Below are 20,494 nucleotides of genomic sequence, written 5' to 3'. Positions count from 1 at the left end.
AAGGCCGTCACCGACGCCGTTCGGTCGTCGCGGCTCCAGGTCGGTGCGGCCCCAGAAGCATCAGCCGCCCCAGTGGGCCGCCGCAAGCGCCGGGCGCCGATCGGCGACGGTGGAACCATCCCAGCCCCGTTGACGTGCAGATAAGGGGAGTGCCTGGGATGCCGTCCCGGGACGGACTGGACCATGGGGGAACGGGTGTCGGAAGTGCGGGACGACGTCCAGGAGTTCGCGGCGCTGCTCAGACGGCTCAAGGAGCGCACCGACCGCAGCTACGGGCAGCTGGCCCGCCGCCTCGCGATGAACACCTCCACACTGCACCGCTACTGCGCCGGGGAGGCCGTACCGCTCGAGTTCGCGCCCGTGGAGCGGTTCGCGGCGCTGTGCGCGGCGACCCCGCAGGAGCGGCTGGAGCTGCACCGGCTGTGGCTCGCCGCGGTGGCGGCCCGTCAACGGCCCCGCGGCCGGCAGAGCACGAAGCCGGAGACCCCGGCGCCGGATACGCCCGACGAAGCGGAGACGACCACCGAGGCGCCGACGGAGACCGGTGAAACCCCCTCTGCGGACGCCCCCGGCACGGACGAGGCGGCCACCGACGTCACCCCGACACCCGCCCCCGCACGCAAGCACCATCCCCGCCCCCGGCGCCGGCGTCTCCTCGTGCTCACCGCCGCCGCCACCGCGCTCCTCGCCGGGGTGGGGGCCCTCGCCGCGCTGCCGGACGACCGGTCGCGCCGGCCCGACCAGGTGCGGGCGGTCGACCCGACCCGTACGACGGCCCCGGCCACGGCCCGCCCGTCGCCGCCCCGGTCCCCCTCCCCCACCGCCACGACGGCGTCCCCCTCCCCCGGCGTCTCGACGAAGTCCGCGCCGGGGAAGAAGGGCGGCGCCGAGCCGTCGGGGAAGGCCACGGGTCCGCGGCCCCCGGCGGGCGTGCCCCTGGCCTGGAGTGTGGACTCGCACGTCTGGCAGGCGGGCTGCGGCCACGACTACGTGCTCACCCGGCCCCCGGAGCAGGTGCCCCCGCCGCCCCCGGGGCAGGACGCCCGCGCGTGGGCGACCTCCCTGGGGGCCGTGCACGGGCGGCAGACCATGGTGAAGGTGACGGTGCAGGGCCGCAGTTCGACCGCCGTCGTGCTGGAGGCGCTGCGGGTCCGGATGGTGAGCCGTGCGGCGCCGATGAAGGGCACCGCGTACGCGATGGGCCACGGCTGCGGCGGGGCGCTGACGCCGCGTTACTTCGACGTCGACCTGGACAAGGACCGGCCGATCGCACGCCCCCGGAGGGGCAACGACTCCGGCACCCCGATCCCGGCGATGCGGCTGCCGTACCGGGTGTCCGCGACGGACCCGGAGGTACTGCTGATCACCGCGCAGACCGCGGACTGCGACTGCTCCTGGTACCTGGAGCTCGACTGGTCCTCGCAGGGCCGCACCGGCACCGTCCGCATCGACGACCAAGGCCGTCCGTTCCGTACGACCGGCATCGGCTCGCTGCCGCGCTATGTGTACGAGACGTCGGAGCGGGCGTGGGTGCCGTACACCTGATCAGGCCTCCCACACGGCGGCGGCCGTACGGTCGTCGGCGTACCCCTTGACCCGGACCCGGGTGTCGGCGAGGAAGTCGGCGAGGCCGGGCGGCGGGGAGCCGGACCAGCGCCGCCGGAGGTGGGCGGCGAGTTCGGGTTCGCCGCGCAGCGGGTCGGCGAGACCGCCCGTGCACAGCAGCAGGGTGTCGCCGGGGCGGGCGACGGAGGCGCGGAAGCGGAAGGGTTCGCGGGGCGGCTCGGGCGCCGGTTCGTAGGGGCTCGGGGGCGTCGGGACGCCGAGGTCCATGGTGAGCCGGTCGCCCTCGGGGGTCTCGGCGGGTGCCGAGCCGAAGCCGACGACGGGTTCGCCGGCCGCGTCGGTGACGCGCGGCTCGATGTCCTGCCATTCGCCGTCCCGCAGCCGGAACAGCCCTCCGTCGCCGGCGCCGAAGAAGACCCGGGTCCGGCACTCGGGGTCGGCGGGCAGCAGCAGACAGCGCAGGGTGGCCGCGTACTCCTCCGGGTCGACGCCCTGTTCGACGGCGCTGGCGCGGAGCCGGCCGAGGCTGCGGCCGGTGAGCCGGTGCAGCCCGGACTTCAGGTCGCCGCGCCGGCCGGCCCGCATGTCCCGGGCGAGGCGTTCATGGCTGGTGCCGACGGCCCGGCCGATCCAGTGGCACGCCTCGGCGGCGGCCCGGTGGGCCCGTGGGGTGGCGCGGGCGCCGGTGGCCATCGCGACCAGGAGCAGGGCGTGTTCACCGGTGCCGAAGCGGGCGGTGAGGAGGGAGTCGCGGCGGGGTTCGCCCCGGTAGCGGGCGGAGTCGCCGCGCAGGGACACGGCCCGCAGGGTGGCGGTGCCGTAGCGGGCGCCGTCGAGGACGGTGTCGGGGACCAGGTCGTCGAGGTCGTCCGGGTCCGCCGGTGGCAGGGCGGTCGGTTCCGGGTCGTAGGTGGGCGGGCCGGCGCCCACGTAGTCGAGGGAGCGGACGGTCCGGTCAGGGGCGGGCGGCGGCGGGGGCGGCTCCTCGTCGGCCGGTGCCCGCGGGTCCTCCACGGTGAAGCCGGGCGGGCGGGGCAGCCCTGCCGGGAACGCCGACGGCGCCCGCTCGGGGGCGTCCGCGCCGGTGCGCTGCGCCGGGACGTCCGGGCGCCGGCTCCCGTCCGGGCGCTCGCTCCCGTCCGGGCGCGGGTTCGCCTCCGGGCGCTGGTTCACGGTCCCCGCGGCCGAGGCGTACCGGTCGTCGAGCGAGTCGGGCGCCGCGGACGGGCCCGCGTCGTCGGCGTCGCCGTACAGCTGGCCCCACCAGTCGTCCTCGTGACCGGTGGGCTTGCCCCCCTGCTGGTTCATGCCCCCGATTGTCCCCCGCGGGGCCCGGATGGGAACGGGGCATCGGCAAATCCGGCCGCGCAGAGCGCCGAGAGGGACACGTCGGGTGACATGACGAACGGGCGTACGACACGCCCGGTGCCGTTGGTGGTGCCCGGGCGGCAGTGCCTGATCTGCGCGTCCTCGCGGGCTCCTGCACTCTGGTCAGATGGGAGTCTGGGACCTCGTGCTGGTGGGCCTGGTCCTCCTGCTCGGCCTGTGCGGGGTGATGGTGCCCGGGGTGCCGGGGTCCTGGCTCGTGTGGGCGGCCGTCCTGTGGTGGGCGCTCGCGGACGTCGAGCCGGTGACGTGGTGGGTGCTCGTCGGGGCGACCGTCGCGCTGTTCGTCTCCCAGGTGGTGCGCTGGGCACTGCCGCCCCGGCGCCTGCGCCCCGGCTGGGCCGACCGCCGGACGGCGGTGTACGCGGCGGCGGGCTCGTTCCTGGGGTTCCTCCTCGTCCCGGTGGTCGGTTCGGTGCCCGGGTTCCTGGGCGGCGCCTATCTGGAGGCCCGGCGCCGCCTCGGCCGGCACGGCGAGGCTCGGGCCGCGGTGCGCACCGCGATGCGCTCGGGCGGCTGGAGCGTGCTGACGGAGCTGTTCACCTGCCAGCTGATCGCGGGGGCCTGGCTGGGCGCGGTCGTCTGGGGCTGACCTACGGCAGGGTGCCCTCCAGGGTGAGCAGCCGGATCTTGCGGTCGAGTCCGCCCGCGTACCCCGTGAGGGAGCCGTCGGCGCCGATCACCCGGTGGCAGGGGCGCACGACGAGCAGCGGGTTGGCGCCGATCGCGCCGCCGACGGCCCGGACGGCGGGCCGCGACGCGCCGATGCGCGCGGCGATCTCGCCGTAGGTCGTGGTCGCCCCGTACGGGACGTCGTCGAGGGCGGCCCAGACCCGCTCGCGGAACTCGCTGCCCGGCGCGCTCAGCTCCAGGTCGAACTCCTTCAGCTCCCCGGCGAAGTAGGCGGCGAGCTGCTCCTGGGCGGCGCGGAAGGGCCCGGGGTCGTGCCGCCACTCCGCGAGGACCGTACGGCCGCCCTTCTGGCCGGGCACGGACACGGAGGTCAGGGCGCCGGTGGCGGGGTCGGCGGTGAGCAGGAGGGGACCGAGGGGGCTGTCGACCTCGGTCCAGGAGATACGGGGGGCCATGGCGGTCCTCTCGTTCGCGGTCATCGGGGGTCGGGCTCGCCCGCGGCGCGCAGATGGCGCAGCGCGTAGGAGCGCCAGGGCCGCCAGGCGTCGGGGAGTTCGGTGCCGGGCGGCGCCACGTCCGGATCCGCCAGGGCGCGGGTGCGGATCACGGCGGCGGTACGGGCGTCCAGGCCGGGCAGGTCCCGCAGGGCACGGTACGCCTCGTCCCGGTCGGCGCCCGCGTCCAGGCGCAGGACGCCGTCGGCGAGGGCGGTGGTGAGCGCGCCGAGCGCGCCGCCGGGTTCGGCGCCGGCGAGCACGGCGGGCTCGGGGAACAGATGGGTGAGGCCGCCGCTGGGCGCGTCGAGCGTCTTGCCGTACCGGCGCACCAGCTCGGCGGCCCGCCGGGGCCCGGCGAGGGCCCGTACGGCCAGTTCGCCGGGGTCGGCGGCGCCGGGCGAGCGCAGTCCGGGCCGGGCCGCCACCAGGGGTGCGAGCCGGGGGTCGGCGCCGAGCCGCGCATCGACGGCGTACGGGTCGGCGTCCAGGTCGAACAGACGGCGCAGCCGCTGTACGGCGGTGGTGAGATCGCGGAGGTCGGTGAGGTGGAGCCGTGCGTCGAGCCAGCCGCCGGGGTGGGTTGCCCCGCCCCGGCCGCTCGCCGGTGCCCGCTCGGCGACGGCGGCGACGGCACTGCCGTGGGGCAGCCGCAGGGTGCGGCGGTGGAGGCGGTCGCCGGGCGGGCCGGTGACCTCCTCGACGCCGGGCACGGCCTCCTCGGCGAGCAGGTCGAAGACCGTCGCGGCGTGGTACGGGCCCCGGTGCGCGAGCCGCAGCGGGATGCCCGCGGACGGGGCGGCCGTACGCCCGGCGGGGCGGCCGGCACGGGGTGCGTCGGCGCGCAGCTCGGTCGGGGTGCGGGCGTAGACGGCCCGGATCGTGTCGTTGAACTGGCGGACGCTGGCGAACCCGGCGGCGAACGCGACCTGCGTGATCGGCAGGCCGGTCGTCTGGAGCAGCACCCGCGCGGTGTGGGCCCGCTGGGCGCGGGCCAGCGCGACGGGCCCGGCGCCGAGCTCGGCGATGAGCTGCCGCTGCACCTGCCGGGCGCTGTAGCCGAGTCGTGCGGCGAGCCCGGCGACGCCCTCCCGGTCGACGATCCCGTCGCCGATGAGCCGCATCGCCCGCCCGGCCACGTCCGCCCGTACGTCCCAGGCGGCGGAGCCGGGCACGGCGTCCGGACGGCACCGCCGGCAGGCCCGGAAGCCCGAGCCCTGCGCGGCGGCGGCCGTCGCGAAGAACCGCACGTTCTGCCGCTTCGGCGTGACCGCCGGGCAGCTGGGGCGGCAGTAGACGCCGGTCGTCTCGACGGCGAAGAAGAACTCGCCGTCGAACCGTGCGTCGCGGCTGCGCACCGCCTCGTACCTGCTGTCCTCGTCCTTCACGCTGTCCAGTGTCCGCCCCGCCGCAGGCCGGCGCTGGCGGGAATCGGACACCGAGCAGGACGGGCCCGCGTCACCGCAGCCGGCCGCGCTTGGCCTCCATCGCGGCCCGGCCCTGCGCGCCCTTGCGCTTCCACTCCCGGCGCATCTCGGCGCGCAGCCGTGCGTCGGTCTTGGCGACGATGTACTGGTTCTCCCGCTTGAGCTTGCGGTAGCTCTCCAGCCGGCGGACGGGCAGCTCACCGGAGTCGATCGCGGCGAGGACGGCGCAGCCGGGCTCCGCCTCGTGGGCGCAGTCGTGGAATCGGCACCCCTCGGCGAGGGCCTCGATCTCGGAGAAGACCTGGCCGACGCCGGTCTCCGCGTCGTAGAGGCCGACACCGCGCAGGCCCGGGGTGTCGATGAGGACCCCGCCGCCGGGCAGCGCGAGGAGGTTGCGGGTGGTGGTCGTGTGCCGGCCCTTGCCGTCCACGTCCCGGGTGGCCCGCACCTCCATGACGTCCTCGCCGAGCAGCGCGTTGGCGAGGGTGGACTTGCCGGCGCCGGACTGCCCGAGCAGGACGCTCGTGCCGCCGCCGACGAGGGCGACGAGCACGTCGAGGCCGTCGCCGTCCACGCTGCTGACCGGGAGCACGGGCACGCCGGGTGCCGTGGTCTCCACGTCCTGCACGAGGTACGAGAGCGTCACGGCGTCCGGCACCAGGTCGGCCTTGGTGAGGACGACGACCGGCTGGGCGCCCGACTCCCAGGCCAGCGCGAGGCACCGCTCGATCCGGCCCAGGTCGAGTTCGGCGGCGAGCGACACGGCGACGATGGCGTGGTCGACGTTGGCGGCGAGGATCTGCCCCTCGGACCGCTTGGAGGAGGTGGACCGCACGAAGGCGGTGCGGCGCGGGAGATACGCCTGCACATAGCGCGGGTGGGCGCCTTCGGGGTCGACGGCCACCCAGTCGCCGGTGCACACGACCTTCATGGGGTCGTGCGGGGTGACGAAGGCGGTGTCGGCGCGGACGACGCCGTCGGCGGTGACGACGTCGCACTGGCCCCGGTCGACGCGGACGACGCGACCGGGGAGAAGTCCTTCGGCCGCGTGCGGCGCGAAGGCGTCCGCCCAGGCCTCGTCCCAGCCGTAGGGGGCGAGAGCGGTGCGGACGGAGGAGGAAGCGGCAAAGCTGGAAGTCAACGGGTGACCCTTCACAAGGGCGGCCCCGGCCGTCGCGCGTGAGAGGCGCGAGGAAGGTGGATGTCAGCCGGCGGCCACGGAGGTGGACGGGATGGTTCGCATGCGGGCAGCGCTCATCGCAATGACAGCCATCGGTCGACACCTCCTCGTCACTTCCGCCGGATGACGGCGGCCCTGGGCCGCCGCTGTGGGAACGCCGTCACTCTGCCGGGCCGCGCGCCCGCCCGTCAACCGGTTTTCAGGGCGCAGGTCCGGCCGTCGAGGGTGAGGTCGTACGCCGGGGAGTTGGCGCCCCGCCAGGAGCCGAGGAAGCCGAAGGTCAGCTTGCCGCCGGCCGCGACGGACTTGTTGTAGTCGGCCGCGGTGGCGGTGACCCGGGGGCCGTTCTGGGCGTACTCGGCGTCCCACATCTGGCCGACCCGCTGCCCGTCCCGGAACGACCAGGCGACGCGCCAGTCGTCCAGGGCGCGGTCGGTGGTGACGGTGACGATGGCCTGGAAGCCGTCGGTCCACTCGTTGACGAGGTCGTAGACCGCGGTGCAGGAGGGGGGTTCGGCCGTGGACGGCCGCGGTGTCCCGGGTCGGGCCGTCGTGGACGGGGTGCCCTGCGGTTCGGGATCGGGGTCACGGGTCGCCCGGTCCGCGCGGGGCGAAGGGCTCGCGGACGGCTTCGGCGTCTTGGAGGCCGGGCGGGTGGCGGCGGTGACCGGCAGGGAGAAGCCGGGGTCGGTGACGGGCCGGCGTGCGGAGAGGTCGCCGTCGGCCGCGCCCGTGCCGGCGGACGAGCCGCCCTGGGTCATCGACACGGCGAGGGCGAGCGCGGAGACCAGGACGGCGGTGACGAGCAGGGCGCCGCGCACCATCCGCGCCTTGTGGGCCCCGGGGCGGGCCGGGGCGTCCGGGTCCGCGCCGGGGTGGGCGGCGAGACGGGCCTCGGCGGCCCGGCGGCGGCGCTCCAGATAGGCGAGTCCGCCCCAGCCGAGGACGCCCCCGGCGAGGGCGGCGGGCAGCCCTCCGCCGTGCGGCCGCAGACAGGCGGCGGCCTCGGCGCACGGCACACAGGTCGCGAGGTGGCGGGAGAGGTCGCCGGGGATGTCGGCGGCGGGCGAGCGGTGCACGGCGTCGAGGAGGCGGGCGTAGCTGCGGCACCGCGCGTCCATCGGGGTGTCGAGATGGTTGCGCCGGCAGCGGTCCCGGAACAGGCCGCGCACCTGGGCGACCTCGTCGGAGACGGTGGCCGGGTCGAGGCCCAGGGTGCGGGCGACGACGTGCGGCGGCAGCGCCTCGACCTCGGTGAGCCACAGCAGGGCCGCGTCCGGTTCCTGCATGTCGCGCAGTCCGCGCAGCGCGACCGGCCGTCCGAGCGGGGGCCCGGTGTGGCGGGCGGCGTGCTCGGAGTTGAGCCACAGCCGGAGGTCGGGGTCGAGGCCGTCGCCCCGGCCGCTCTCCTCCCAGGCGGCCGCCGTGGTGCGCACGGCGACCAGCAGCAGGGGGATGCGGGGCAGCCGGGCGGGGCGGCGGGCGGTGCCCGGTCCCGTCCCGGCCTCGCGGGCCTCGCGCAGTCCGGCCGCGAAGGCCTCCGAGGCCAGATGGCCCGCCGACTCGGGGCCGACCGTGCACAGGTCGGCGTACGACAGCACGGCGTCCCAGCACTCGGCGAACAGGGCGGCCTCGGTGGCGTCCTGAGGGGTCGGCAGGTCGGGCATGAGTCTCCTGCATCCACATCCGAGGTCAACTCACCCCAGGGAAAGGGGAGTTGAGAGGACCCTCGCGGCAGGGCAGGAGCTTTGCACGTCTCCGTCACAACTGACAAGCGCTGTGTTCAGAGCTCATGACGGACCGTGGCGCCCCGCCCCCGCGGCCTCTTGTACGGATGCGGACCCCGTCCGGCTCACCCGTCACCCCACCTATACCGTGCTGGACTCCTCCGCGGGAAGGCTGTCCATGAAGGAACTCACGGAGAACACCGCGCGGCCGGGGCCGGGCTCGCCGTAGCCGGGGGGCGACGACAGGCCGAACTCCTCCATGGTCTGCCGGTACGCCTGGAGCAGCCGGATGTGGTACTCCAGCGGCGCGCCCTGCGGGTTGGCCTTGCCGAGCGGGGTGGTCGGCTCGGGGCACCAGGTGGTGAAGCGGGGCGTGATGCCCTTCGACATGAAGAAGCGCAGGCCCTCCGTGGTGGACGCGATCGCCTCGTCGACGGTCTTGAAGCCGAACGGCTCCGCCATCTCCACACCGGCCACGAAGTTGGGGATGACGTTGCGTGCGCCGAAGATCTCCGCGGAGTCGAGGATGCGGCGGTGCCACTCGTCCCGGCCGACGTACCGCTCCTTGCCCGGGCAGTACATCTTGAACAGGTACTCGTCCCACACCTCGTAGTTGGGGTGGTAGATCTGCACGCCGTAGTCCTTGAAGCGCTGCACGTCGTCCTTGGGCAGCGCCTGGGCGACGACCTTGCCGATCCAGCGGCCGGGGAAGCGCTCCTCGATGGCCTTGGCGTAGTGGCCGTAGAAGTCGGCCTCGTCACGGCCGGAGACGGTCTTGGTGATCGCGCCGCCGGTGAGGGTGTAGGCGGTGGACGCCTTCGCCGTGTCGTACCGGTCGATGATCTCCAGCGCCTCGAGGACCTCCTCGACGTCCTTCACCCCGGTGTAGGGCCGCCCCGCCGCCTTGTGCTGGCGCCAGTTGTGGTTGATGTCACAGTACTGGCACTCCTCCTTGGCGCCGAAGTACTGGCAGACCCGGAAGACCGTCAGGTAGATCAGGTAGCCCCACTGGATGGTGGGGGCGACCTCCATCACGGACTTCCCGTTGGACAGCTTGTGCCGGTAGTACTCCGGCATCGGCGGCACGCCCACGTCGGAGATGCGCCTGCCGTCCAGGTAGAGGCCGAGCATGCCGTGCTCGTCGGCGGCGACCCGGTAGGGGGACGCCGGGTTCACCCGGACCGACACGACGGTGCGGCGCAGGTCGTAAGGGCCGCCGGTGAGGATGATCTCCTCGGGCGGGCGCCGCAGGGCGGCCTCGCCGAGCTCGGGCAGGGTGCCGTGGTCGAACGAGAAGATGAAGTACGACTTCGGTTTGACCTCACCGCCCTCGTTGTCGCTCAGGGCGGACGGGTCGAAGGCGACCCCGCCCCGGAGCAGATCCTCCTTGAAGACGGCTTCCCGCGGAACGTGCGGGAATCGCTCCATCAGATCCTCGACCAGTGCGGTGCGGCTGCCCATCCGTAATCTCCTCCCGGCACAGGCTCTCTGCGTACGACTCCTCACGGTATGCCCCTGCCCTCGGGCGGGCCGCGCCGGGGCCCCTTCCAGCAGGTCGTGGCGTGTGCCGGGGGTCACGCCTCGCGTGCCAGCGCGGCCGGATCGACGGCGTGGGCGAGGGGTGAACGGGCGGCGAGGCGGGCGGCCTCCTCGGCGACGACGAGGCCCAGCCGGGCCGTCTCGTTGCCCTGGGAGCCCGCCCGGTGCGGAGTGAGCACCGCGTTCGGCAGGTCGTACAGCGGTGACCCGGCGGGCAGCGGCTCGGGGTCGGTGACGTCGAGGATCGCGGAGAGCCGGCCGGTGCGCAGCTCGGCGACGAGGGCGTCGTGGTCGAGGAGCGAGCCGCGCGCGGTGTTGATCAGGACGGCCCCGTCCGGCATCAGGGCGAGCTCGCGGGCGCCGATCAGATGCCGGGTCTCGGGGGTGGCGGGGGCGTGCAGGGTCACGACGTCCGAGGTGCGCAGCAGCTCGTCCAACGGCAGCAGACGGACACCGAGGGCGGCGGCCGTCTCCTCGTCGGCGTACGGGTCGGTCAGGGCCGGCACCAGGTCGAAGGGGCGCAGCAGCTCGATGACCCGGCGGCCGATGCGTGAGGCGCCGATCACCCCGACCCGGCGGCCGAGATTGCCGACGCCGGGGAGCAGCCCCCAGCCGCCGAAGGCGTCCCGCTCGGCGCGCAGCCGGTCGCGGACGGCGAAGAGGTCCTTGCCGGAGAGCAGGATCATGGCGAGCGTGTACTCGGCGACGGGCAGCGCGTTGGCGGCCGCCGCCGAGCTCACCGCGATCCCCCGGCGCCACACCTCGGGGGTGACGATCCCCTTGACGGACCCGGCCGCGTGCAGCACGGCCCGGAGCCGCGGGACGGCGTCCAGGGCGGCCGCGTCCAGCAGGGGGCCGCCCCAGCCGGTGACGAGGATCTCGGCTCGGGCCAGGGCGTCCTTCACCCGGGGGTCCGCGAAGTCCTCGGCGACGAGGGCCGCGTCGATGTCCACCGTCTCGCGCAGCCGGGCCAGCACCGGTGGCGGGAAGACCAGGGGGACGTTCTCCGCGGACAGGGCGAAAACGGCGTGCGGCCGCTGGGTCAACGCATGGCCTCCGGCTCGGTGGAATGGGCCCGGGACGTCGGTCGTGGAAAACGGTCTCTACCGTAGGCATCCGCGGATGAGAGGGTCAACGCGACAGACACGCACCGTGAAGGGCGACAGGATGACCGGGACGATCACCAACTGGGCGGGCAACATCACCTACGGCGCCGGGGAGCTGCACCGCCCGGCCTCGGTCGACGAGGTGGCCGCCCTGGTCGCCGCGAGCACCCGGGTGCGGGTGCTGGGCAGCGGGCACTCCTTCAACGAGATCGCCGAGCCCGGTCCGGACGGGGTCCTGCTGTCCATCGCGGCCCTGCCCCCGCTGGTCGACGTGGACGGCGCCGCGCGCACGGTCCGGGTCTCGGGCGGCACCCGGTACGCCGAGCTGGCGCGCGCCGTGCACGCGCACGGCCTGGCACTGCCCAACATGGCGTCGCTGCCGCACATCTCGGTGGCCGGTTCCGTCGCCACCGGCACCCATGGCTCGGGTGTCGGCAACGGCTCGCTGGGGTCGGCCGTGCGCGAGGTGGAGCTGGTCACCGCCGACGGCTCGGTGGTGCGGATCGGCCGGGACGATCCGCGGTTCGGCGGTGCCGTCACCTCGCTGGGCGCGCTCGGCGTGGTCACCGCGCTCACCCTGGACCTGGAGCCCGCCTTCGAGGTCGAGCAGCACGTCTTCACCGAGCTGCCGCTGGCCGGACTGGACACGGCGGCGTTCGAGGCGGTCATGTCGGCGGCGTACAGCGTCAGCCTGTTCACCGACTGGCGTGCCCCGGGCTTCCGGCAGGTGTGGCTCAAGCGGCGCACCGACCAGCCGCTGCCGGAGATCACGGGGGCCGCGCCCGCCACCGAGAAGCTGCACCCGGTGCCGGGGATGCCCGCGGTCAACTGCACCGAGCAGTTCGGGGTGCCGGGTCCGTGGCACGAGCGGCTGCCGCACTTCCGGGCCGAGTTCACGCCGAGCAGCGGCGCCGAGCTCCAGTCGGAGTATCTGCTGCCCCGCGACCGCGCGCTGGAGGCGCTGCACGCGGTCGACGCGATCCGGGACACGGTCGCCCCGGTCCTGCAGACCTGCGAGGTGCGCACGGTCGCCGCCGACGAACAGTGGCTCAGCCCGTCCTACGGGCGGGACACGGTGGCCCTCCACTTCACGTGGATCGAGGACACGGCGGCGGTGCTTCCGGTGGTGCGGCGGCTGGAGGCGGCGTTGGACGCCTTCGCGCCGCGGCCGCACTGGGGGAAGGTGTTCACGACGCCCGCCGGGGTGCTGCGCGACCGGTATCCGCGCCTGGACGACTTCCGGGCGCTGGCGCGTGAGCTGGACCCGAAGGGCACGTTCGCCAACGCGTTCGTGCGGGACGTCCTGGGCGGGTGAAGGGGCCGCGCGGGACTTCGTACAGCCCCTTTCCTAAGCCCTTGTCGAACGGTGGGCGCACGCCATAGCCTGACGCCGCGCCGGCGCCCGTCCGCCCGGCCCGGACGAAGGGACGGGGGCACCCCGTGAAGTGCACGTCACGCGACATCCGTACCGCGAACCGCTACGAGGTGCTGCGCCAGATCATCGCCGCGTCGCCGACCTCGCGGCAGGAGCTGGCGGCGGCCACCGGGCTGAGCCTGGCCACGGTGGCCACCCTCGTCGGCGAGCTGCTCGACCTGGGGATGATCACGGAGGTCGGCTTCGAGGACTCGGCGGGCGGCCGTCCACGGGGCCTCGTCGCCGTGCACGCGTCGGGCGGCACCCTGATCGGCGTCGACATCGCGGAGACGTACGTACGGGTGGAGCTCTTCGATCTCGCACTGAAGGTGCTGGCCCGCGCGGACGAGGAGATGCGTCCCGGGGAGAGCCGGCCCGAGCAGGTCGTCGGCCATGTCGCGGCCGCCGTCGGCTCGGTGGTCGCGCAGGCCGGGGCGGAGGCCGCGCGGGTGCTGGGCGTCGGGGTGAGCGTGCCGGGGCAGGTGGACCGGGCGACCGGTGTGTGCGAGTACGCGCCCAACTGGGACTGGCACCACGTGCCGTTGCTCGATCTGCTCGCCGAGCACATCGCCTATCCGCTGTACCTGGACAACCCGTTGCGCGCCTGCGCGGTGGCCGAGCTGTGGTTCGGGGCCGCGCGGGGCAGCGGGGACGCCGTGGTGGTCAACCTCGGCACCGGCGTGGGCGCGGGCCTGGTGCTCGGCGGCGGACTGCACCGAGGCGTGAGCAACAGCGCGGGCGAGTGGGGCCATACGACGCTCGTCCTGGACGGCCGCCCGTGCCACTGCGGCGACCACGGCTGTGTGGAGACGTATGTGGGGGCGCCCGGCATCATGCGGAACCTGCGGGAGGTGGACCCCGCGAGCCCGCTGCTGCACGACGGCGACCAGACGGCCACGATCGACGCGCTCGCCCGCGCGGTGGCCGCCGACGACCCCGTGGCCCTCGAGACGGTCCGGCGCACCGCCCGTTATCTCGGCGCCGGCATCGCCGACCTGGTGAACCTGCTCAACCCGCAGGTCGTGGTGCTCAGCAGCTGGGTGGCGGCGGCGTTCGGCGAGCCGCTGCTGCGCGCGGTGCGCGAGGCGGTGGCCCGGCACGCGCTGCGCCGGCCGCTGACCGGCACCCGGATCGTGCTGTCCCCCATCCCGACCGACCCGGTCTGTCTGGGCGCGGCCACGTTCGCCCTGGAGGGCGCCCTGCAGTCCGTGGGGCAGCGGGTCAGGAGCCGTACGGCATCGACTTCCTGACGACCCCTCAGAGGCAGTCGCGTCCGGCATCCCGAACGGCGCACAACGCTTCGCACGGACTTCGTCCAACCCCTTGCCGAAGTATTGGCCGAAGGTTAATGTCCGGCACCGCACCTTCCTCGGACCGCCTGACGCCGGGCCCCCACCGGCCACGGGCGGCGCGGAGCCGCACTCGAGACAAGGACGTCAGCATGTCGGCATCGAGCAAGGAGCAGCACCGGTCTGTACGTGGCGACCGGGGTCGCGGCGCTGCTGTTCCTCGTGCCGTTCTACGTCCTGGTCCGCAACGCGCTGTCCACGGACGCCCAGATCACCGGCGAGGACTGGACGCCGTTCCCGACCGACATCCAGTGGGGCAACGTCACCGCGCCGTTCGACGACTCGCAGGTGCCGTTCGCCGGCTCGCTGTGGAACTCCACCGTGGTCGCCGTGCTGCACACGGCGGGCGTCCTGCTGGTGTGCTCGCCGGCGGGCTACAGCCTGACGCGCATCCCGTACCGGCACGCCGACAAGGTGTTCTACGCCGTCCTGGGCACCCTCATGGCGCCGACGGCGGTGACGTTCGTCCCCAGCTTCGTGCTGGTGTCCTCGCCGGGCTGGGTGGACAGCTACCGGGGGCTCATCGTCCCGGGCCTGTTCAGCGGCTTCACCTGCTTTTGTCCTCGTACACGACCGGGCAGACGGTCGTGTTCCACCAGATCTTCATGGCGACGGCGATATCCATCCTGCCCCTGCTGTTCGTGTTCCTCTTCCTCCAGCGCTGGCTGGTGCAGGGGATCGCGCAGACCGGCATCAAGGGCTGAGCAAGGAGACTCATGTCAGTGCGCACTTCCCCCGCCCCCGGCTACGTCGAGGACGTGTCGCCCGGTACCGGAGCGCTGCCTCCGCGTGCCTGGTACGCGGACTCCGACGCGCGCTCCCTGTCCCTGAACGGCCGGTGGCGGTTGCGGGTCTCGGCGACCGCGGACGCCGAGGACGAGGCGTTCGCCGCACCGGGGTTCGACGCCGGGGACTGGGCCGAGGTCACGGTCCCCGGGCACTGGGTGCTGCAGGGCGACGGGGCGTTCGGCGCGCCGATCTACACCAACCACCTGTACCCGTTCCCGGTGGATCCCCCGCACGTCCCGACGGAGAACCCGACCGGCGACCATCTGCGGGTCTTCGACCTGCCCGGCGACTGGCCTGCGGACGGGGAGGCACTGCTGCGCTTCGACGGTGTGGAGTCCTGCGCCCGGGTCTGGCTGAACGGCACGGAGCTCGGGGAGTTCAAGGGGTCGCGGCTGCCGCACGAGTTCGCGGTCGGGGCGCTGCTGCGGCCGGCCGGGAACGTCCTCGCGGTCCGGGTCCACCAGTGGTCGGCCGGGTCGTATCTGGAGGACCAGGACCAGTGGTGGCTGCCCGGCATCTTCCGTGACGTGACTCTGCTGCACCGCCCGCCGGGCGGCGTGGGCGACTTCTTCGTGCACGCCTCCTACGACCACGTCACCGGCACGGGCACCCTGCGCGTCGACTCCGACACCGAAGGGCGCGTGTTCGTCGAGGAGTTGGGCGTCGACGTGGCGGCCGGGGAGCCGGTGACGCTCCCGGTCGAGCCGTGGACGGCGGAGACGCCCCGGCTGTACGACGGCGTCCTGGTCACGGCGGGCGAGCGCGTCCCGGTGCGCATCGGCTTCCGTACGATCGCCGTCGAGGACGGCCTGATCAAGGTGAACGGGACTCCCCTGCTGTTCAAGGGTGTCAACCGGCACGAGTGGCATCCGCGTACGGGCCGCGCCCTGGACCTCGGCACGATGCGCGAGGACGTGCTGCTGATGAAGCGGCACAACATCAACGCGGTGCGCACCTCCCACTACCCGCCGCACCCGGCCTTCCTCGACCTGTGCGACGAGTACGGGCTGTGGGTGATCGACGAGTGCGACCTGGAGACCCACGGCTTCGTCGAACAGGAGTGGCGGGACAACCCCGTCGACGACGAGCGCTGGACCCCCGCCCTGCTCGACCGCGCCGCCCGCATGGTGGAGCGGGACAAGAACCACCCGTCGGTGGTGATGTGGTCGCTCGGCAACGAGGCGGGCACCGGACGCGGACTGACCGCGATGGCCGACTGGATCCACGACCGGGACCCGTCCCGCCCGGTGCACTACGAGGGTGACATCGGCTGCCGCGACACGGACGTGTACTCGCGGATGTACCCGTCGCACGAGGAGGTGGAGCGGATCGCGCGGGGCCTGGACGGCGGCACCCGCCGCAGGCGCGAACTGCCCCTGATCCTCTGCGAGTACGCGCACGCCATGGGCAACGGCCCCGGTGGGCTGACCGAGTACCAGGAGCTGTTCGAGCGGTACGAGCGGCTCCAGGGCGGCTTCGTCTGGGAGTGGATCGACCACGGCGTCGAGCACCCGGAGCTGGGCTACGCGTACGGCGGTGACTTCGGCGAGGAGCTGCACGACGGCAACTTCGTCTGCGACGGGCTGCTCCTCCCGGACCGCACGCCGTCACCGGGCCTGATCGAGTACAAGAAGGTGATCGAGCCGGTCCGCATCGAGGCGGGCGACGCGGACGGCACCGTACGGGTGATCAACCGGTACGACTTCGCGGACGTGACCCATCTGGAGTTCTCGTTCTCCTACCAGGTGGACGGCATGCCGACGGGGGCGCACCCGCTCGCCGTGCCGCCGCTCGCCCCCGGGGAGTCGGCGGAGCTGAAGCTGCCCGAGGCCCCGGACGGCGGGGGCGAGGAGGTGCGGTGGACGGTGGAGGCGCGGCTCGCCGAGGACACGCCCTGGGCCGGACGGAACCACGAGGTGGCCTGGGCGCAGGGGACGGTGGCCCGCCGCGCCCCGGCGCCCGCGGTGACCGGTGTGCGCCCCGCCGTCGACGGCGACCGGATCGCACTGGGCCCTGCTGTCTTCGACGCCCGCACCGGCGTGCCGCGCACCCTCCTCGGTGTGCCGGTGAGCGGTCTGCGGCTGGACGTGTGGCGGGCGACGACCGACAACGACGACGGGGCGGCCTGGCAGACGGGCACCCGGTACGGACCGCTCTGGCGCGAGCTGGGCCTGCACCGGATGCGGCACCGGCTGGAGGCCGTCGAGACGGACGGTGACGCCCTGACCGTACGGACCCGGGTGGCGCCCGCCGCCCGGGAGGTGGGCCTGCGCACGGTGTACCGCTGGACCTCCGACGGCACACGGGTACGGCTGACCGTGTCGGTCGTACCGGACGGCGAGTGGCGGGTGCCGCTGCCCCGGCTCGGCGTCCGCTTCGGCCTCCCCGGGGCCACCCCCGAGGACGCCGTCTTCTGGTTCGGCGGCGGGAACGAGTCCTACCCGGACACCCGGGCGGCGTCGAAGGACCTGCTGTGGGACGCGAGCGTCCGGGAACTTCACACGCCCTACGTCCGCCCGCAGGAGAACGGCGCCCGCGCCGATGTGCGGTGGGCGGAGATCGGCGGTCTGCGGGTCGACGGCGAACCGGAGTTCTGGTTCACGGCCAGGCCCTGGACCACCGAGCAGCTGGACGCCGCCCGGCACCGCACCGACCTCGTGCCCGGGGACACGGTCTGGGTCCACCTGGACCACCGGCTGCACGGCATCGGCTCCCAGTCCTGCGGTCCGGGCCCGCTCCCCCGGTACCGGCTGTGGCCCGGGCCCGCCGAGTTCTCCTTCGTGTTCTCGGCGGCCGAGGCCGGGTGAGGCCCCGGCCCGCCGCCCCGGTCACTCGCCGCGCAGCACCTCCGCGATGGTGAGCCGGCCGGCACGGCGGGCCGGCACCAGGGCGCCGAGCACGGCGATGGCCACCCCGGCGAGGGCGAGCGCGGTGAGGGCCGGGGCCCGCCACACGTCGGTCATGTACGCGGGGAGGGTGATGTCCACGGCGTCCGCCATGCGCGGGACGACCACTTGGTAGCCCGCCACGCCCAGCGGGATGCCGAGCAGGGAGCCGACGACGCCGAGGACCGCCATCGACGTCACCGTCATCAGGGTGACCTGCGCCGGGGTCATGCCCATCGACTTCAGCGTGCCCAGATCGCGGCGCCGGTCACGGGTGTTGAGGACGACGGTGTGGAACACGCCGAGCGCGGCGACCAGCGCGAGCATCACGGTGAGGGCGGTGGCGGAGCCCACGATGGTGCGGGTGACGGTGTCCGGGCCCCGGGGCGCCGGGGTCACTCCGCTGTCGGCGTCCCGGGCGGCGCGGGCGTAGGCGTCCGGGTCGGCACCGGCGCCGAGCCTGACGTGGTACGCGATGGGCTTCTCGTCGGGTGCGAGCGCGGTGACGGCCGGCCAGCCGGAGACGACGACCCGGGCGTTGTTGCCCATGAACTCCCCGACGACCCGCACCCGCAGATCCCGGCCGCCCTTCTCCAGGGTGATCCGGTCGCCGATCCGTACGCCGTTCTGCCGCAGGAAGGCCGAGCCGGCCACGACCTCGTGGTCGCCGCGCATCCACCGGCCGCCGGTGAGCACGTCACCGAGCGGGAGGCGGTCCCCGCGGCGTCCCTCGAGGAGCACCGGGTGCGCGGAGCCCACCAGCCGTACGTCCACGGCGGAGCGGGCGGTGACCTCCGTGGCGCCCGGCAGACCGGCGAGCAGGGCGTGCAGTTCGAGGTCCGGGTGCCGGGGCGGGATCTCCCGGCCGTCGTGGTACCGGGAGGCGTACACGGTGACCTGGAAGGCGTCCCGCCCGGCGGTGCCGAACCGTTCCATCGTCGTCGCGAGGCCCGCCGCGAACGTCACCGTGGTGACCCCGAGGACCACCGCCGCCAGCGTCAGGGCGCTGCGTCCGGGCCGGGCGAACGGCAGGCCCACGCCCAGGCTGACCGGGCGCGGCAGCGCGCTGCCGGCGAGCCGCCGCTGGAGGCGCAGGGCCCGTCCGGCGCGTGGCGCGCTGCCGGCGCTGATCGCCCGTGCCGCGGGCATCCGGTGCACGCGCAACGCGGGTGCCAGCGCGGCGAGCAGACAGACCACGGGCAGGCCGAGCAGGGTGACCGCGTCGACCCGGCCCGAGACGGAGACGCTGTCGTGCAGCACACCCGCGTCGGGCCCGGTGAACACGGCCCCGAAGAAGGGCTCGGCGAGCAGGTTGCCGAGGGCCGTGCCGAGCGCGCAGCCGGCGACCGCCGGCACCGAGACCATCGTGAGGTGGACGGCGACCACCTGGCCCGGGGTGAAGCCGAGCGCCCTGAGCACGCCGATCTGCCGGAAGCCGGAGATCACCGCGCCGCTCACCACGTTGGCGACGATGAGCACGGCCACCGCCACCCCGAGGACGCCGAAGGCCGTCAGATACGGGGTGTAGGCGCGGGCCGAGCTGCTCACCTGGTGCTTGAGGGCGAGATACGACCGGGACGCGGTGAGCGCGCCGTCCGGCAATGTCTCGGTGGCGTCGGCGAGCTGGGCGCGCAGCCGGGACTCGGAGGACGCGTCCGGGAAGCGGAGCAGCAGCTGGGTGGCGGTCGGGCGCAGGGCGCCGATCTGGCCGGGCGTCACCCAGGCGTCGGCGGTCCGGCTGAGGTCGAAGGCGAACCCGACGACGGTGAGCGCGGGGCCGCCCGGCCGCACCGGGATCCGTTCGCCGAGGTCGTCCGGGGTCCAGTCGGACTGCCGGTTGAGGACGATCTCGCCGGGCCGGGTGGCCCAGCGGCCCGCCCACAGGTCCAGCCGGCCCACGGGCCCGCCCGGATCGGCTCGGCCGACGACGGTGATCTCGGTGCCGAGACCGAACTCCATGGCGTCCCGGGGCAGTTCGACGGTGGCCTGCCGGAAGGGGCCGGCCATCGCCTCGACGCCGGGGTGGCCGCCGACCCGTGCGAGCCGCTCGTCGGTGACCTTCTCCGGGTCGAGGACGGCGACCATGTGCGGGCCGCGCTGTGCGCCGAACGCCTTGTCGAAGGGGGCGGAGGCGGCGTCGAGCAGGCCGAGGGCGAACACCAGGGCCGTACTGGACGTGAGGGTGACCAGGGCGATGACGAGGGTCTGGAGCCTGCGGCGCCGTACCGCCGCGCGCGCGGCCCGCCATACGGCCCTCACGCGGACACCTCCAGGGCCTGTTCGCCGGTCACCCGGCCGTCGGCGAGTTCGATGAGGCGGCCGGCGCAGCGCCGGGCGAGCCGGGCGTCGTGGGTCACCAGGATCAGGGTCTGCCCGATCTGGTTGAGGTCGAGCAGCAGGTCCATCACCTGTTCCCCGGCCCGGCTGTCGAGGGCGCCGGTCGGCTCGTCCGCCAGCAGCAGCGCCGGGCGGTTCATCAACGCCCGGGCGACGGCGACGCGTTGGCGTTCGCCGCCGCTGAGCACGGCCGGGTAGGCGTTGCGCCGGTCGGCGACGCCGAGTTCGTCGAGGAGTTCCAGGGCGCGGCGCCGGGCCTGCCGGGCGGGGGTGCCGGTCAGCTGGGCGGCCAGCGCCACGTTGTCGAGGGCGGACAGGTCGTCGATCAGGTTGAAGAACTGGAAGATCATGCCGATCCGGTGCCGTCGGTACAGGGCGAGCTCCTTCTCGCTGGCCTCCCCCACGTTCTCCCCGTGGACGACGACGCTGCCGCCGGTGGGCCGGTCCAGACCGGCGATCATGTTGAGCAGGGTGGTCTTCCCGCACCCCGAGGGCCCCATCACGGCGACCGCCTCACCGGCCCCGATCTCCAGGGACACCCCGGCCAGCGCCGTCGTCTCCCCGTACTCCTTGTGTACGCCGTCGAGCCGTACGACGGTGTCGTGTGCGCTGTCATCGGTGACCATGGACACGACGCTACGAGCCGGGCGCCGCCGCGGACA

At 74.4% G+C, this 20,494-nt stretch carries 14 protein-coding genes and 1 pseudogene; 6 read left to right on the top strand and 9 right to left on the bottom strand.

Annotated elements, in window-relative coordinates:
• Positions 1–183 precede the first annotated feature (183 nt).
• The gene (locus tag DC008_RS27680) at positions 184–1,545 is read left to right on the top strand and encodes a helix-turn-helix domain-containing protein (RefSeq protein WP_108709283.1); all 1,362 of its coding nucleotides are present in this window, start codon (positions 184–186) and stop codon (positions 1,543–1,545) included.
• Here the strand turns inward: DC008_RS27680 and DC008_RS27675 are convergent, their stop codons facing one another.
• Positions 1,546–2,874 (bottom strand): protein phosphatase 2C domain-containing protein, encoded by a 1,329-nt coding sequence (locus tag DC008_RS27675; RefSeq protein ID WP_108709282.1) that lies wholly within the window; start codon positions 2,872–2,874, stop codon positions 1,546–1,548.
• 187 nt (positions 2,875–3,061) lie between these two features.
• Between DC008_RS27675 and DC008_RS27670 the strand changes: the two genes are divergently transcribed.
• Positions 3,062–3,544 (top strand): DUF456 domain-containing protein, encoded by a 483-nt coding sequence (locus DC008_RS27670; protein WP_108709281.1) that lies wholly within the window; start codon positions 3,062–3,064, stop codon positions 3,542–3,544.
• 1 nt (position 3,545) lies between these two features.
• Here the strand turns inward: DC008_RS27670 and DC008_RS27665 are convergent, their stop codons facing one another.
• The 6 genes from DC008_RS27665 to DC008_RS27640 all read right to left on the bottom strand — a co-directional run bounded on the left by DC008_RS27665 (position 3,546) and on the right by DC008_RS27640 (position 10,998).
• On the bottom strand, positions 3,546–4,040 hold the full coding sequence (locus DC008_RS27665) for a methylated-DNA--[protein]-cysteine S-methyltransferase (RefSeq protein WP_208646001.1): 495 nt from the start codon (positions 4,038–4,040) through the stop codon (positions 3,546–3,548).
• Positions 4,041–4,060: 20 nt separating this feature from the next.
• Entirely contained in the window at positions 4,061–5,467 is a 1,407-nt protein-coding gene (locus DC008_RS27660; RefSeq protein WP_108709279.1) for a DNA-3-methyladenine glycosylase 2 family protein, read from the bottom strand.
• Positions 5,468–5,537: 70 nt separating this feature from the next.
• Positions 5,538–6,647 carry a ribosome small subunit-dependent GTPase A gene (rsgA, locus tag DC008_RS27655; RefSeq protein ID WP_108709278.1) on the bottom strand — a complete coding sequence of 370 codons (1,110 nt, stop codon included), beginning with the start codon at positions 6,645–6,647 and terminating at the stop codon, positions 5,538–5,540.
• Between the two features lie 227 nt (positions 6,648–6,874).
• A complete protein-coding gene (locus DC008_RS27650) occupies positions 6,875–8,353 on the bottom strand; it encodes a cellulose binding domain-containing protein (RefSeq protein ID WP_108709277.1) in 1,479 nt (492 codons plus the stop codon).
• Positions 8,354–8,554: 201 nt separating this feature from the next.
• Positions 8,555–9,874 (bottom strand): radical SAM protein, encoded by a 1,320-nt coding sequence (locus DC008_RS27645; protein WP_108709276.1) that lies wholly within the window; start codon positions 9,872–9,874, stop codon positions 8,555–8,557.
• A 113-nt stretch (positions 9,875–9,987) separates the two neighbouring features.
• The gene (locus DC008_RS27640; RefSeq protein WP_108709275.1) at positions 9,988–10,998 is read right to left on the bottom strand and encodes a hydroxyacid dehydrogenase; all 1,011 of its coding nucleotides are present in this window, start codon (positions 10,996–10,998) and stop codon (positions 9,988–9,990) included.
• Positions 10,999–11,119: 121 nt separating this feature from the next.
• On the opposite strand from DC008_RS27640, the gene DC008_RS27635 reads away from it, so the two are divergent.
• From DC008_RS27635 to DC008_RS27620, 4 genes and pseudogenes are all read left to right on the top strand, one after another.
• A complete protein-coding gene (locus DC008_RS27635; protein ID WP_108710886.1) occupies positions 11,120–12,373 on the top strand; it encodes an FAD-binding protein in 1,254 nt (417 codons plus the stop codon).
• A 125-nt stretch (positions 12,374–12,498) separates the two neighbouring features.
• Positions 12,499–13,722, top strand: coding sequence for an ROK family transcriptional regulator (locus tag DC008_RS27630; RefSeq protein ID WP_108709274.1), 1,224 nt, complete (start codon positions 12,499–12,501; stop codon positions 13,720–13,722).
• Between the two features lie 222 nt (positions 13,723–13,944).
• Positions 13,945–14,525, top strand: a pseudogene (locus DC008_RS27625) (carbohydrate ABC transporter permease).
• A 12-nt stretch (positions 14,526–14,537) separates the two neighbouring features.
• Positions 14,538–17,417, top strand: coding sequence for a glycoside hydrolase family 2 TIM barrel-domain containing protein (locus DC008_RS27620; RefSeq protein WP_108709273.1), 2,880 nt, complete (start codon positions 14,538–14,540; stop codon positions 17,415–17,417).
• Between the two features lie 21 nt (positions 17,418–17,438).
• Here the strand turns inward: DC008_RS27620 and DC008_RS27615 are convergent, their stop codons facing one another.
• Together DC008_RS27615 and DC008_RS27610 are read right to left on the bottom strand one after the other, a co-directional pair.
• A complete protein-coding gene (locus DC008_RS27615) occupies positions 17,439–19,754 on the bottom strand; it encodes an ABC transporter permease (protein ID WP_108709272.1) in 2,316 nt (771 codons plus the stop codon).
• Positions 19,751–20,458, bottom strand: coding sequence for an ABC transporter ATP-binding protein (locus tag DC008_RS27610; RefSeq protein WP_108710885.1), 708 nt, complete (start codon positions 20,456–20,458; stop codon positions 19,751–19,753). Before DC008_RS27610 ends, DC008_RS27615 begins: the two co-directional genes overlap by 4 nt.
• Positions 20,459–20,494: the final 36 nt, after the last annotated feature.

Source organism: Streptomyces nigra (genome assembly GCF_003074055.1).
GTDB lineage: Bacteria > Actinomycetota > Actinomycetes > Streptomycetales > Streptomycetaceae > Streptomyces > Streptomyces nigra.
Note: the sequence above shows the minus strand (reverse complement) of the source record. Positions and strands in the feature narration are given on the sequence as shown.

Coding starts and splice junctions, on each gene's coding strand:
- DC008_RS27665 (WP_208646001.1), bottom strand. CDS start 4,040: ATGGCCCCCCGTATCTCCTGGACCGAGGTCGACAGCCCCCTCGGTCCC.
- DC008_RS27610 (WP_108710885.1), bottom strand. CDS start 20,458: ATGGTCACCGATGACAGCGCACACGACACCGTCGTACGGCTCGACGGC.
- DC008_RS27645 (WP_108709276.1), bottom strand. CDS start 9,874: ATGGGCAGCCGCACCGCACTGGTCGAGGATCTGATGGAGCGATTCCCG.
- DC008_RS27650 (WP_108709277.1), bottom strand. CDS start 8,353: ATGCCCGACCTGCCGACCCCTCAGGACGCCACCGAGGCCGCCCTGTTC.
- DC008_RS27680 (WP_108709283.1), top strand. CDS start 184: ATGGGGGAACGGGTGTCGGAAGTGCGGGACGACGTCCAGGAGTTCGCG.
- DC008_RS27620 (WP_108709273.1), top strand. CDS start 14,538: ATGTCAGTGCGCACTTCCCCCGCCCCCGGCTACGTCGAGGACGTGTCG.
- DC008_RS27670 (WP_108709281.1), top strand. CDS start 3,062: ATGGGAGTCTGGGACCTCGTGCTGGTGGGCCTGGTCCTCCTGCTCGGC.
- DC008_RS27635 (WP_108710886.1), top strand. CDS start 11,120: ATGACCGGGACGATCACCAACTGGGCGGGCAACATCACCTACGGCGCC.
- DC008_RS27675 (WP_108709282.1), bottom strand. CDS start 2,874: ATGAACCAGCAGGGGGGCAAGCCCACCGGTCACGAGGACGACTGGTGG.